General features: G+C 58.5%; 11 protein-coding genes. 6 read left to right on the forward strand and 5 right to left on the reverse strand.

Translation table 11 applies throughout. The features are described from left to right. Positions 1-105 precede the first annotated feature (105 nt). Positions 106-990, reverse strand: a complete 885-nt coding sequence (locus tag RAH42_RS03670) for a LysR family transcriptional regulator (RefSeq protein WP_078016313.1) — start codon at positions 988-990, stop codon at positions 106-108. Between the two features lie 278 nt (positions 991-1268). Here RAH42_RS03670 and RAH42_RS03675 point away from each other — a divergent pair. The 5 genes from RAH42_RS03675 (at position 1269) to RAH42_RS03695 (ending at position 6869) form a co-directional block, all read left to right on the forward strand. Next, positions 1269-2059, forward strand: a protein-coding gene (locus RAH42_RS03675; protein WP_317539161.1) for an IS5 family transposase whose coding sequence is annotated in 2 segments (ribosomal slippage) — positions 1269-1637 and positions 1640-2059 — 789 coding nt in all. Because the reading frame shifts where the segments join, the coding sequence is not laid out codon by codon here. Between the two features lie 363 nt (positions 2060-2422). Beyond that, entirely contained in the window at positions 2423-3445 is a 1023-nt protein-coding gene (locus RAH42_RS03680; protein ID WP_317539177.1) for an IS30 family transposase, read from the forward strand. Between the two features lie 263 nt (positions 3446-3708). Continuing rightward, positions 3709-4890, forward strand: a complete 1182-nt coding sequence (locus RAH42_RS03685; RefSeq protein WP_317539994.1) for a pyridoxal phosphate-dependent aminotransferase — start codon at positions 3709-3711, stop codon at positions 4888-4890. A 1-nt stretch (position 4891) separates the two neighbouring features. Continuing rightward, positions 4892-5566, forward strand: coding sequence for an RraA family protein (locus RAH42_RS03690; protein ID WP_317539995.1), 675 nt, complete (start codon positions 4892-4894; stop codon positions 5564-5566). A 76-nt stretch (positions 5567-5642) separates the two neighbouring features. Next, positions 5643-6869 (forward strand): dicarboxylate/amino acid:cation symporter, encoded by a 1227-nt coding sequence (locus RAH42_RS03695; protein WP_078016316.1) that lies wholly within the window; start codon positions 5643-5645, stop codon positions 6867-6869. Positions 6870-6974: 105 nt separating this feature from the next. Here the strand turns inward: RAH42_RS03695 and RAH42_RS03700 are convergent, their stop codons facing one another. Then, entirely contained in the window at positions 6975-7991 is a 1017-nt protein-coding gene (locus RAH42_RS03700; RefSeq protein ID WP_078016317.1) for a LysR family transcriptional regulator, read from the reverse strand. Positions 7992-8238: 247 nt separating this feature from the next. Here RAH42_RS03700 and ilvD point away from each other — a divergent pair, with 247 nt between their 5' ends. Next, the gene (ilvD, locus tag RAH42_RS03705) at positions 8239-9897 is read left to right on the forward strand and encodes a dihydroxy-acid dehydratase (protein ID WP_078016318.1); all 1659 of its coding nucleotides are present in this window, start codon (positions 8239-8241) and stop codon (positions 9895-9897) included. An 81-nt stretch (positions 9898-9978) separates the two neighbouring features. Here ilvD and RAH42_RS03710 read toward each other — a convergent pair whose 3' ends face one another. From RAH42_RS03710 to RAH42_RS03720, 3 genes are read right to left on the reverse strand one after another with little or no spacing between them, the layout of a single operon-like run. Continuing rightward, positions 9979-11106: an aminotransferase gene (locus tag RAH42_RS03710; RefSeq protein WP_078016319.1), complete on the reverse strand. Its 1128-nt coding sequence runs from the start codon at positions 11104-11106 to the stop codon at positions 9979-9981. 13 nt (positions 11107-11119) lie between these two features. Beyond that, positions 11120-11932, reverse strand: a complete 813-nt coding sequence (locus tag RAH42_RS03715; protein ID WP_078016320.1) for a histidinol-phosphatase HisJ family protein — start codon at positions 11930-11932, stop codon at positions 11120-11122. A gap of 12 nt (positions 11933-11944) precedes the next feature. Beyond that, positions 11945-13426: a Na+/H+ antiporter NhaC family protein gene (locus tag RAH42_RS03720; RefSeq protein WP_078016321.1), complete on the reverse strand. Its 1482-nt coding sequence runs from the start codon at positions 13424-13426 to the stop codon at positions 11945-11947. Between the last annotated feature and the right edge of the window lie 126 nt (positions 13427-13552).

Raw genomic sequence — 13552 nt, forward strand, 5'->3', positions numbered from 1 at the left:
AACAGGAAAAACGGAACGACAGGATCCCCGAGCGGGGGAGGCGCAAAAAATGCGTCCCCCGATCGGGGATCTTTTCGTCAGGGCTGGCGGGCGGCCGAAGCGGGCTCATACGTGATACGGAAGCGTGCGCAGGAACGCGTCGAGATGCCGTTCGAAGCGGGCGATCATCTTCGTCCGCCCGCTGCCGGGCGATTTGTGGAGGATGAGGAAGCATTCGCGGTCCGGGGGGTTTTCGGCAAAGGCGTGGATCTCGATTTCCTGAGTGTCTCGATAGGCCGCGACGACGGATTCCGGGCACATGGCCCATGTCCCCGGCGCCAGGTAATTCAGCAGCGCCGCCGGCGTGTCGACGTGGACGACGGGATGGGTCGACGGGTTCCACCAGTAATCGTGCCACTGCTGGATGGTTGGGCTCCAGGCGAGATAAATTTCGTCCTGCTTGCGAAGCTGCTGCGGATGAACGGCGTGTTCGTTCCAGGGGCTGCCGGGGCGGCAGATCATGGAGATGGGTTCGCGCAGGACGGAGCGGGTGACGATGTTGACGTAACGGGCGTCGCGAAAGACGAAGCCGACGTCGGCTTCTTTGTTGTCGACCAGGTCGTATATCTCCAGCGACTGCTGGGTGCGCAGGCGCGGAAAATAGCCGAGGCCCGGGAGCCGCTTCAAGAAAGGTCCCAGCACGAAGTTGATCAAACTGTCCGGACTGGCGATGACCAGCGACTGATCCGGTTCCGTGTCCTTTAAGCGGAGGATTTCCTGATAGCTGTTCTCCCACTTTTCCGCCAGTTCGAGAAAGCGCATGCCCTGTGCCGTGATTTCGACGCGGCGGATTCCCTTCTGCCGATCGATCAGTTTGATGCCCAGCTCCTGTTCGAGGCGCAAAAGTCTCTGGCTGATGGCGGACTGCGAGAGCAGCAGCGCCTGCGACGCCTGGGTGATGCTGCGGCTGCTGATGATGGCGCGGAAAAGTTCGATATCGAAAGAGTCCATTCTCCTGTCTCCCCGGGGAATAAATAGTGATTTTATTGATATTAAACATTAAAATTATTCGTTGGACGTTGTAATTAGCCAATGATACCATAAAAAAATAAAAAGATACATGATAATAATATATGAAGGAGGCGTCGGCTTGAAATTCTTCAAGGTAAATGCAACGCAACATCCGGTACCCCGTTGCATTAAATCTGAATTAAAAGGAGCTTGCATTTAGGGCTTGTTTAAAAAACGTCAAAGTTGCCTAAATCGATCCAATCGCTTAAACTTTTCTCATGGAAGAGAGAAGATATGAACTGACCTCCAGCGAGTGGAATCGAATCAAGAGAATGCTGCCGCCCGAACACCCGAAATCAGGTCAACGTGGACGCCCGGCAAAATACGATAACCGCAGGATCATCAATGGGATTCTGTGGCTTGCCAGAAGTGGAGCGCCATGGAGAGATCTTCCGGAGCGTTACGGCAAATGGCAGGCAGTTTACGCACGTTTCAGGCTGTGGAAACAGCGGGGAATATTCGAGGCGATCTTTGCCGCCCTAAGCGCTGATGCCGACATGGAAAATCTCTCTATCGACTCCACGTCCTGCAAAGTACATCAAAGTGCCAACGGGAGAGGGAAAACCCCGGAAGGGGGAAAAAAGGGGCTCAAGCGATTGGCATGTCCAGAGGCGGCAAGAATACGAAAATTCATGCGATAGTAGATGGTTTAGGCAATCCGCTGGCGCTCCTGCTCAGTCCCGGCAATGACCACGATTCCCGCCATGCCGTGTCCTTGCTCGGGCAAGCGGAAATCAGAGGGAGCAACGTCATCGGCGATAAGGCTTACGGTTCGCAAGCCATCAGAGAGTACATTACTTCTCGGGAGGGAAGTTACACTATCCCGCCGAAGAGCGATAATCCCGAACCGTGGTTTATAGATGAGCATGTTTACAAGGAACGACACTTGGTTGAATGTTTCTTTCAGAAAATCAAATGGTTCCGTAGAATTTTCACCCGCTATGACAAACTTGACGCTTCGTTTTTCGCTTTTGTTCTTGTCGCTGCCAGTGTTATTTTATTGAAATAATACAAGCTGAAATGTTTTTTAAACAAGCCCTAGTCTGAATTGATGAAAGACCTTTCTTACGAGACAACAGATCTCGGAAAGGAGTTCATCATCATGAACAAACATTTGACTCTGGCTGAAAGAAAAGCCATTGAAAGCGCCCTCAACCGGCGAGAATCTCTCAGAAGTATTGCCTCAACAGTTCTGAAGTCGCCGAGTACGATCTCCAGAGAGATCAGAAAACATGCAGAGACTGTCTTCAAAGGCTGTTATGGCCGGACAGCAAACTGCTGCCTTCACCGGTATGACTGCTCCGTTACTTCCCTTTGTAACACCTCTCCGAAATGCCGTTCACTGTGTTTCCGGTGCTCAAGATGTAATACGATGTGTCCTGACTTTAAGGAGGAGGTCTGCCCGCAGCTTTCGGTTCCTCCGTATGTCTGTAACGGCTGCCCCAACCGTCACCGCTGCACTTTAAAAAAACGGATCTATTCTGCTAAATCTGCAAATGACTCTTACGAGAAAACTTTGCATGAGGCTCGTGAAGGCTTCAATATCTCCGATGCCGAGCTTGCAGATATTGATTCTTTTTTCTCTCCTCTCATCAAACAGGGGCAGTCTCTCTATCATATTATCCGTAATAATCGAGATACTGTTCCCTGTTCTGAAAGTACCGCCAGACGGCTCCTGCTTTCGGGTATTTTAGAGGCACGGAAAATAGACTTGCCCCGAGCTGTCCGTTTTAAGAAGAGAAAGGGAAAAAGAAATAACATGAAGGTGGATAAAAAATGTCGTGAAGGCCGTACCTACAATGATTTTCTCTCTTTTTCGGAGAAACATCCGGACATGCTTATTACCGAAATCGACAGTGTCGTTGGCACCGCAGGAGGAAAAGTTCTTCTGACTGTCATCTTAAGAAACTGCAACTTTATGCTGGCTTTTTTGAGAGATAAAAATACTGCTCAATCTGTTGAGCAGATTTTTACAATGCTCTTCACTCTTCTGGGCAGGAAACGCTATAAGTCCATGTTTCAGGTCCTTCTTGCTGACAACGGTACAGAGTTTTCCAATCCGACGGCTATCGAAAAAGGTCCGGACGGAGAAAGAAAATCATATATGTTCTATTGCAATCCACAAGCACCGCAGGAAAAACCGAAGGTTGAAAATAATCATACTCTCATTCGAAGGATCCTTCCCAAGGGAACAACTTTCGACAATTTATCCCAAACTGATATCAACCTGATGATGTCTCATATAAACTCATACGGGAGGAAAAAATTTAACGGAAAATCTCCTGCAGAGATCTTTATCAACCTGTATGGCGAGGATGTATTGCATTTACTCGGACTCGAACTTATTCCGCCACAGGATATCTGTTTAAAGCGGACTCTTCTCGCCGGTAAATAACGGCTCCTTTTTAATTTCTTGATTGCATTAACTCTGAACTGAAAATTTTGCTTTCAGTTGAGGATCACTTTTGTATGCACTTTTTTCGGACAATTTCCTCGTAACAGCTTTTCATCCCCTTGAATTTGTTCCGTTAGCGCAATCTTGATCGTTATTATGTGTTCGTAATGACTGCTTGCTGCTTTTGTCCTGTCAAAGTAAATGCAACCCCGTCGCATTTACTTTGACGAGGTTGCATTTACTCTGAAAATTTACCGTCGGATATGTCTTTGAATTTGAACCGGGAGATCGCTGCGATCGTTCCGTCGGCTTCGATGGTGACCATGGCCAAAGCGAAAAGGCTGAAAGCCGTGGATGCGGAGATCGTGGATCTGGCCGGAGGCGAACCGGATTTCGATACGCCGAAGAAGATCTGCGACGAACTGTTCCGTCAGATCAACGCCGGCTATACGCACTACACCGTGGGCAACGGCCTGCCGGAGCTGCGCGAGAAGATTGCGGCCAAGCTCCGTACCGAGAACGGCTGCGCCGGCTATGACGCCGACAGCGTGATCGTCACGCCGGGCGGCAAGTACGCCATTTACGCCGCTGTGCGTGCGCTGGTGAATCCCGGCGACGAGGTCATGTACCTGACGCCGGGCTGGGTGTCGTATCCGGCCATCGCGCAGGCGGCTGCGGCCGTTTCCGTGGCGGTCCCCCTCGACCCCGACGGGGGCTACCGCATCACCGAAGAGGCTCTGGAAGCGAAGGTGACGAGCAAAACGCGCCTGCTCATTGTCAATTATCCCAACAATCCCACCGGCCGGGTGCTGACGCGCCCCGAAGCGGAAATCCTGCGCGGCTTCATGCTCCGCCACCCCGACGTCGTGCTGCTGTCCGACGAGATGTACGACAAGATCCTCTTCGACGGAAACGAGAACATCAGCCCGGCCTCCTGCGCCGACATTGCGCTGCGCGTCGTCACGGTCAACGGTTTTTCCAAATGCGTCGCCATGACGGGCTGGCGCATCGGCTACATGGCGGCTTCTCCCGGGATCGTCAAGGTGGCGGGAAAACTGTTCCAGCACACGATCTCCTGTACGAGCGGCTTCATCCAGAAAGCCGCGGCGATGGCCTTTAAATGCGGCGAGGAGATCGAAGCGATGCGCCGCACATATCAGGAGCGCCGCGACTTTTTTGTCGGCGGGCTGAACGCCGTTCCCGGCGTGCACTGCGAGATGCCTGAGGGGGCTTTTTATGCCTGGACGAAATTCGATCTGCCCGGCATGGATTCGAACCAGGGCGGCGAGTATATCCTGAACAACGCCAAGGTGGTGGGCGTGCCCGGCGTTTCTTATGGGGAAGAAAAGGGCTGCTGGATGCGTTTTTCCTTTGCGACCGACGACGCGCAGCTGCGCCGTGCCGTGGAGAACATCGCGAGAATGATGAAAGGGCTGAGAAAATAACATGAGCACGATTGGCTGTCGGATCCGTACCGATTTTCCCCGTCCGCCCCGTGAACTGGTGGAACTGTTTCGCGGCGTTCCTGTGGCGAACATCGACGACTGCATGAACCGCATGGCCGCCGTCGACGCGGCGATTCGTCCGCTGAACGCGGCGCCGCTGCTGGGCACGGCTTTTACGGTCAAGGTCGCCGAAGGCGACAACCTGATGTTCCACAAGGCCATGGACATGGCCCAGCCCGGCGACGTGTTCATGATCGACGCCGGCGGATGCACGGAACGCTCGATTTTCGGCGAGCTGATGCTGACGTACTGCAAAGTCCGCGGCGTGGCCGGCGTGGTCGTGGACGGCGCGGTGCGCGACGCCGGCGCCATCGCCGGGATGGATCTGCCTGTTTACGCGCGCGGCGTCACGCCCAACGGGCCGTACAAGAACGGCCCCGGCGAGATCAACTATCCCATTTCCCTGGGCGGCATGATCGTCACCCCCGGCGACATCGTGGTGGGCGACGCCGACAGCGTGCTGGTGATCCGCCCCGGCGAGGCCGAGGATCTTGCCAAAGCTGCCCGCGCGGTGGTCGAGAAGGAAGCGACGATCATGGCGGGCATTCTCAGGGGCGAATACCCGCGTCCCTGGGTGGACGCCAAGCTCGGGGAGCTGGGCTGCACGGTCGAATGACTCTTGGCCGTAAAAGAAATCGTCGCGTCCGGATGAACGAAACGGTTTTATCGCAGTTTGCAGAAGGAGGGGTATTATGAACTTTTGGTCCAAGCTGTCCATGTCCCGTAAGATCGTCGTCATGATGTGCGTCGGTATCGCCGCCGGCATTTACTGGGGCCCTGCCGTGACGGTGATCAAGCCTGTCGGCGACCTGTTCCTGCGCCTGCTCAAGATGCTGATCGTGCCGCTGGTGTTCTTCACTCTGGTCGCCGGGGTGACCAGCATGGAGAGCCCCGGGAGCCTGAAAAAGATCGGCGGTTTCATCGTCGCCTTTTACCTTTTGTCTTCTCTCGTTTTTGCCGCTATGGGCACCGGCGTGGCGCTTGCGCTCCGCCCCGGCAGGGGAGCCGAGGGCGTGCTCGGCTCCGTGGTCAAGGAAGTGACGGTCGGCAGGTATTCGGCGATCGACACGATCCTCAACTGGATCCCCGAGAATCCCGTGGCTTCCATGGCCAACATGAACATGATCCAGGTGATTTTCTTCGCGCTGATCACGGGCGTGGCGCTGCTGCACCTGAAAGACAGGGTCCCCGCGGCGATCGCTTTTTTCCGCAACATGGCCGACGTGATGATCAAGATCACCGAGTTCGTCATGGGCTTCGCCCCCTACGGCATCGGCGCGCTGGTCGCCTGCGTGGCGGGCACGATCGGCGGCAAGATGATGACGGCGATCGCCAAGTTCTTCGTCGCCGATTACGCGGCGATCCTAGCGGGCATGTTCGTCGTGTATCCGCTGGCGCTGAAGATCTGGAACGTCCCCGCTCTGCGCTTCTTCAAGCACGTGGCTCCGGCCATGCTGGTGGCCGCCACGACGACTTCCAGCGCCGCGACGCTGCCGATGGAGATGAACATCGCCGAGGAAAAACTCGGCCTCGACGAGAGCGTTTACGGGTTCTCGCTGCCGCTGGGCAACACGATGAACATGAACGGCATGGCCGCCGCTTTCGGCGTGATCGCCGTCTTCGCTTTCGACATCTTCGGCGTGGAGATCACGCCGCTCCGTCTCGTGCAGACCGTTCTGCTGGGGCTCATGCTGGCGGTCGGCGCCGCCGGCGTAAAGGGCGCGGGGATCGTTATGTCCGCCGTGTTCTTCGAGTCGCTGGGGCTGCCGCTTGGCCTCGTCCCCATCCTGGCGGCGATCTGGCCCGTGATCGACATTCCCCATACGACCGGCAACGTCACCGGCGACATGGTCGGCACGATGGCGGCCTGCGCCAGATTCGGCAAGGTGGACTGGAACGTTTTCAACGCCGACGCGTAGAAAACGCCCGGCCGCGCCTTTAGATCTTCGAAAATTCTCTCCGAATGAAAAAAGTTCCCCGCCGGACAGGGCGCGAAGGCGCCGCCGTCCGGCGGGGAACTTTTTTCATTCCTGTGGAAGAGCCGTCTTTTCGGCTTTCGTTCCCGGCTCGCCGGCGCGCAGCCACTGTTCGAGAGCGGCGTCTTCGCTTTTCATGGTCTCGACGAGCATCTGCCCGAGAGCGCTGATGAACTTGGCGGGGCGGGCGCTGCGCGGCGTGACCAGCTCGACGGCGAGCCGGTTTTTGTCCCGGAGCGGGAAGACGCGCAGGCGTTCTCCCGGTTTTTCGCGGCGTTTTTGTCCCTTCAGGCGGTGCAGCTGGCCCCGGGAGCAGATGGTCGCGCAGCCGCACTGCCGGCAGAGGTCGAGCATGATGTCGAAGTTGCTCACCTCGACGTGCAGATTCGGCTTGAGGCCGCTTTTCTGCCAGAGCTCGCGCACGAGCAGCGTCGTCGTGCTCATGTCGTTGCCCTGAACGAAGGGGACGTCGGCGAACGGCGTCAGGTCGGCGCCGCTGCGGCGGAGTTTTGCCGCGGCGGACTCGTCGCAGTCGGGGAACGCGCGGCTCAGCTGCGGTTCGGGAACGACGAGGTAGAGCGGCTCTGCGGCGATCGGCACGAACCGGAACAGCGGGCTGTGTTCGGCGCCGACGCCGACGAACAGGTCGAGCGTGCCCTCGACCGTCATCTTCTGCAGGTCGCGGGTGTCGCGAAGCGCGATCTTCACGTCGACGCGGGGAAAACGGCGCTGGAATTCGGGCATGATCCGGGGGATGAAGATGCGACCGCGCGTGAGGGGGATGCCGAGGCGGACGGTGCCGCGCATGCCCGCGCTGACGTCTTCCATCTCGAGCGCCATGTTCTCTTCCAGCTGGGCGATTCGGCTCAGATAATCCCGGAGCGTCCGGCCTTCGCGCGTCAGTTCGAGCCGGGGACGGCGGTGGAAAAGTTTCACGCCGTACCGCTCTTCGAGCCGGCGGATGTGGTCGCTCAGGCACTGCGGCGTGACGAAGGCCCTTTTGGCGGCGCGGGAAAAACTCAGCTCCTGGGCCGCCAGCAAAAACATTTCCTGTCCTGTGGTCATGACCGTTCTTCCTTTCCCGCGAATGTTCCACGTGGAACATCCGCTCTCGGTTAACGTGCGGCGGAGCTCTGTCCGGCACGCTCCGCGCGTTTTTTACGATGCTACCAGAACGGTCGAACGATGGCAAGTTTTTACTTGTAATAAACGGTGTTAAATATTGTTTTCTTTTAAGACGGATCATTTTATAATCGAAACAAACGATGCGAACGCCTTCGCTCGTTTGCGAAACAAAAAGGGGGGAGCGCAGATGGGGCAATGGAAAGGACGCGACGCGGACGATCCTCAGGAAGCCTATTGGGCGGGGCTGATGAATTCCTGCGGCTATCGCGTCAAGGATCTGCACAAGCCGGTGATCGGCATCGTCAATTCGTACGCTGACGTCAACCCGGGGCATCGGCCGCTGAAAGATCTGGCGAATTTCGTCAAAGAGGGCATCTGGGCCGCGGGCGGCGTCCCCGCCGAGTTCAACGTGCCGGCGCCCTGCGACGGCATGGCCCAGGGCGATGGCATGCACTACATCCTGCCGCAGCGCGATCTGATCGCCGGCAGCGCCGAAGCGATGGTGAACGCGCACGGCTTCGACGGCCTCGTGTTCATGTGCAGCTGCGACAAGATCGTCCCCGGCATGCTCATGGCCGCCGCCTCGCTGAACAAGCCGACGCTGTTTTTGACCTGCGGCAGCATGATGCCGTGGGAGACGCAGGAACGCACCTTCGTCACTCCCGACCTGAAAGAGTCCATCGGCGAACGCGCCGTCGGGGCGATCAGCGAGGAGACCTTCAGCGAATACCGCGAGAAGATCTGCCATTCCTGCGGCACGTGCAGCATGTACGGCACGGCCAACACCATGGGCGTCTTCGCCGAAGCGATCGGCGTCTGCCCGATCGACAGCACCACGATGCTGTTCTGCTCGTCGGGCAAGTACAAACAGGCCCGCGACGTGGGGGAGCGCATCGTCGAACTGACCCGGGAGGGCGTGCGCTTCCGCGACGTCGTCGGCGAAGGCAGCCTGAAAAACGGCCTGCGCCACATCGCCGCCACCGGTGGTTCCACGAACGCCCAGCTGCACGTCTGCGCGCTGGCCAAAGTGATGGGCATCAAGCTGGACATCGGCGACTTCGACGCGATTCAGAGAGACGTGCCCTGCATCGCCAAGTTCAAGCCCTCGTCGAAGTACAACATCTACGACTACTACAAAGCCGGCGGCGTCGGCGCCACGCTCAAGGCCATCGAACGCCACCTCGACCGCGCGGCGAAAATGGCCATGGGCGGCACCATGGGCGATCTGCTCGACCGTTTCAGCCGCGCGGTCGATCCCGCGGTCATCCACAGCGAAAGCGCCCCGCTTTATCCCGACGGCTGTTTCGCCGTGCTTTACGGCAACATCGCCCCCGGCGGCTGCATCGTCAAGAAGAGCGGCGTCGATCCGGAGATGTTTCATCACCGCGGCCCCGCCGTGTGCTTCGAGTCCGAGGAAGAACTGCGCCGCTGCATGATCGACAGGAGCGTCAAGCCCGGCTGCGTGCTGGTGATCAAGTACGAAGGCCCCAAAGGCGGCCCCGGCATGCGCGAAATGTCCATTCCCGCCGCCATGCTCGTCGGCATGGGACTGCACAAGAGCTGCGCGATGATTACCGACGGGCGCTATTCCGGCGCCACCCGCGGCCCCTGCATCGGCCATGTCACGCCCGAAGCCTGGGACGGCGGCCCCATCGCCGCGGTCCAGGACGGCGACATGATCGAAATCGACATCGACCGGCGCAGCATCCATCTCGAAGTCAGCGACGAAGAGATCGCCCGCCGCCTTGAAAACGTCACAAAGCCCGACCATCCCGCCAAAGGCGTGCTGGCCGCTTACCGCAAAATGGTGAACGGCACCGATTCCGGCTGCACGTGGCTGTACTGAGGTCAAGGGTTCGCTTCAAAAAAATTCCCCTGAAATCGGATGAATCCGTTTTCAGGGGAATTTTTATGGAGCTGTCCTATTCTATTCCAGCGTCTTCATGAACTGGCTGATGCCGTCCAGGCCGGCCTTGAGGTACTCGGCGGTGTTGCCGGCGTAGCCGAGGCGGAAGCAGCCGGGCATTTCGAAGCAGTCGCCGGGGGACACGAACACTCCGGTCCGGTCGAAGAGTTTCTGGCAGAAGTCGTACGAGTTCATGTCGAAATCGTAGTAGAGCAGCGTGATCGAGCCGCCCTGCGGCTTCACCCAGGAGATGTGCGGCTCGCTTTGCACCCAGCCCTCGACGACCTGCAGATTGTCGCGGATCACGCGCTGTCCGCGCTCGATCAGAGTGCCGGCGTGTTTCAGCGCCAGCGCGGCGATGGTGTCGTCGAGGTTGCCACAGCTGACGAGGTTGTAGTCGCGGTGCGACAGGCAGGAGGCGACGAAATCGCGGTCGCGGCAGGCGATCCAGCCCATGCGCAGCCCCGGCATGGAGAACACTTTCGAGGTGCTGCTGGTGGAGATGCCTTTTTCGTACAGATCGGCCACCGAATCGATCCATTCGCCGTTCTGCGTCAGGTGCCGGTAGGATTCGTCGCAGAGTAGCCAGGCCCCCGCGGCGCGGGCGATGCCGACGACGCGGCGCAGCGCCTCGTTGGAGATGACGGAGCCGCAGGGATTGTTGGGGTTGATGATGCAGATCATCTTCGTCCCGGGGGCGGCCAGACGTTCCAGTTCGTCGAGATCGGGCTGGAAGCCGTCTTCCTTGCGGAGCTTGAGCCACTTCACGTCGGCGCCATAGCCTTCGGGGATCGAATAGAGCTGCTGATAGGTCGGTACGATGCTGACCACGCGGTCGCCTGGTTCGATGAGCGTGTAGAAGACGTGGTGGTTCGCGCCCGCGGCGCCGTGCGTGGGGACCACGTCCGCGGGCTTCAGCGTGCGGTACAGGCCGCAGACGCCCTGCAGCAGTCCCGGCGAACCGCCGATGTGGCCGTAGGACAGACGGCGCGAGCAGAGCTCCCCGAGAAACGCTTCCCGATCGGTTCCCGTCAGTTCCAACAGGCCGTCCAGCGTCAGGTTGACCACGCCGGTGCTGGAGATGTTGTATTTGGCGGTCTGTTCGTGAGCGTTGATCCACTCTTCGACTTTAAACGGCTTGATGTACATGGAAATCCCTCCGTCACAGCGGCAGGAACTCGGGCTGATGATTTTTGAACACGCAGTAATATGTGAAGCCCGCGTCTTTGAGAATGTCGCCGGCGATGTCGAAGCACGCGCCGATCCGTTCCGGGAAGTGCGCGTCGGAACCGAGCGTGACCAGTTCGCCGCCCAGCTCGCGGTAGCGTTTGAACACCTCGCGTCCGGGGCTGGAATCGCGCATGCCCACGACGAGAGATTTTGTGTTCAGCTCGACGGCCTTGTTCTTTCTGATCGCCGTGAGCAGCATGGCGTCGATCAGGTCGGCGTACTGCGCGTAAGCGAAGCCCTCGTTCTTGCCGGGGATGTCGCGCAGCACGTAATCCAGATGGCCGACGGTGTCGTAGCCGTCGGTGACGGACAGGTTTTCCAGCTCTGTTTCGAAGTAGGCGCGGATCGAGGCTTCCTTGCTGCGCCCCTCGTAAAGCGTCTGGTCCTCCGTGTCGCGCCCCTCGAAAATGTGCGTCGAGCCGATCACCATGTCGAACGGGTAGTCGGCGTAGACTTTGTTGTGCTTTTCCGCCAGGTGGGGCTGCAGGCCGAACTCGATGCCCAAAAGCATCTCGATGCGTCCTTTGTAGGCTTCGCGCGTTTTCAGCAGTTTTTCGACGTAAGCGCCCACGTTGCCGTTCTCGTTCAGCTGGTAGGTGCTGTGCCATTGAGGATAATCGTAATCCTGGTGGTCGGTGATGCAGACGTACTTCATCCCCAGTTTGACGGCGCGGTCGAGCTGGTCTTCGATGGTCGTCTTCGAGTCGCTCGAAGCTTCCGTGTGAATGTGAACGTCGCAGTACATTTCCGCGCGCCTTTACTGCGCGGCGGCGCGCCGGGCGGCTTTTTCACGCTGCTTGCGGGTCGGCGACGTGCGCAGCCCCAGGCCGGTGAAACCGTAGAAAATGGCGAGGAGCCAGACGATCCAGCTGAAGAAGGAGTAGCGCAGGAACGTCGTGCTCGACGAGAAAAGCACGCTGGCGTAGAGGATCCCCGACGAAGTCCAGGGGAAGAAACCCGAGGTGCCCGTGCCGAAGTCCTCCAGCGTGCGGGACAGGTTCAGCGTGTTGACGCCCATCTCCTCGTATTTGGACTTGAACATGCTGCCGCCGATCAGCAGCGAGACCGTGGAAGAACCGCCGACGGCCGTCAGCACCACCATCGAGATTCCCGTGGTGAGGATCAGGCTGCCCGTGCTCTTGACGAAGCCCATCAGCGAATCCAGCAGCACGTCGAGACAGCCGCACTGCTCGGCGATGGCCGCGAAGTAGAAGCACAGCCAGGTGGCGACGAACGTCTTGTTCATGTCGGCGATGCCGCCGCGCTCGAGCAGCGTCTTGGCCGCCTTGCTCATGGCCGCGACGTCGAAATCGGGATGCGCCGCCAGCACCATTTTGGAATTGAAGCCGCCGTACAGCACGTTGACGGCGTCTTTGGCGGAGAATCCCTGGTAGAGCACGCCGATGACGACGGCGATGAAGCCGGCGCCGAAGAGCACCAGCGTGGTGGGCTTCTTCGTGAAAGACCCCCAAAGCAGGAACGCGACCGGGATCAGCAGCACCCAGTGGAACTTGAACATGGCGCTCAGCGACGCGAGCAGCGCCGCCGAATCCTTGCTGACCACCGCGGGCGTCTCGGGGGAGTTCATGCCGATGGAGACGTAAATGCCGATGGCGATCAGCGCCGCGGGAACGACCGTCTTGGACATGTTGATGATGTGATCGAAAATGTCGTTGTCCGTCGTCAACGAGGCCAGGACCGTCGTGTCGGAAAGAGGAGAAAGCTTGTCGCCGAACTGCGAACCGGCGTAGCAGGCTCCCGCCACCAGTCCCAGATTGACGTCCGGCATCGCCATGGCCAGCCCCATCATCGCCAGTCCCGCCGTGGACGCCGAACCGTTGGACGTACCGGTCACGGTCGAGAACACGCAGCAGAGCAAAAAGGCGCAAAGCGCGATCCAGCGCGGCGAGACCACCTGCAATCCGTAATAGATCAGCATCGGCAGCGTGCCGGAGAACATCAGCCCGCCCAGCATGAAGCCGATCGCCAGCAAAATCATGATCACCGGCACCGAACGGCCGATGCGTTTGCCCACGGCCGATTCCATCTCGTCCCAGGTGTAGCCGCACCGCCAGCTGATCAGCGCCGAATAGGCGGCGACCACGACCATCAGCGGCACGTAGTTCAGCCCCCACAGCGCGCCGGCGCCGAACGTCAGCAGCAGAAAAACAACCGTTGAGACCGCTTCGAACGTGGTCGGCTTTCTCTTCTCTCGCGCTTTCTTCTCCGCGCTGGACATGGAAAATCCCTCCCGATCGAGTGTTTTATGTGAAGGGAACCGGCGGTTCCCTAAACATCCTTTTGTCGCTGAATAAGTTCTAATTTGTATACAATGAAAATCTTATGACAATAGAATTATACCTTA

The organism is Pyramidobacter sp. YE332, assembly GCF_033060595.1.
In the GTDB taxonomy this organism is placed as follows: domain Bacteria; phylum Synergistota; class Synergistia; order Synergistales; family Dethiosulfovibrionaceae; genus Pyramidobacter.

What these genes read in the sequence shown, in the direction of transcription:
- RAH42_RS03695 (WP_078016316.1), top strand. Translation starts at nt 5,643, where the DNA reads ATGAACTTTTGGTCCAAGCTGTCCATGTCCCGTAAGATCGTCGTCATG.
- RAH42_RS03715 (WP_078016320.1), bottom strand. Translation starts at nt 11,932, where the DNA reads ATGTACTGCGACGTTCACATTCACACGGAAGCTTCGAGCGACTCGAAG.
- RAH42_RS03700 (WP_078016317.1), bottom strand. Translation starts at nt 7,991, where the DNA reads ATGACCACAGGACAGGAAATGTTTTTGCTGGCGGCCCAGGAGCTGAGT.
- RAH42_RS03720 (WP_078016321.1), bottom strand. Translation starts at nt 13,426, where the DNA reads ATGTCCAGCGCGGAGAAGAAAGCGCGAGAGAAGAGAAAGCCGACCACG.
- RAH42_RS03680 (WP_317539177.1), top strand. Translation starts at nt 2,423, where the DNA reads ATGTGTCCTGACTTTAAGGAGGAGGTCTGCCCGCAGCTTTCGGTTCCT.
- ilvD (WP_078016318.1), top strand. Translation starts at nt 8,239, where the DNA reads ATGGGGCAATGGAAAGGACGCGACGCGGACGATCCTCAGGAAGCCTAT.
- RAH42_RS03685 (WP_317539994.1), top strand. Translation starts at nt 3,709, where the DNA reads ATGTCTTTGAATTTGAACCGGGAGATCGCTGCGATCGTTCCGTCGGCT.
- RAH42_RS03670 (WP_078016313.1), bottom strand. Translation starts at nt 990, where the DNA reads ATGGACTCTTTCGATATCGAACTTTTCCGCGCCATCATCAGCAGCCGC.
- RAH42_RS03690 (WP_317539995.1), top strand. Translation starts at nt 4,892, where the DNA reads ATGAGCACGATTGGCTGTCGGATCCGTACCGATTTTCCCCGTCCGCCC.
- RAH42_RS03710 (WP_078016319.1), bottom strand. Translation starts at nt 11,106, where the DNA reads ATGTACATCAAGCCGTTTAAAGTCGAAGAGTGGATCAACGCTCACGAA.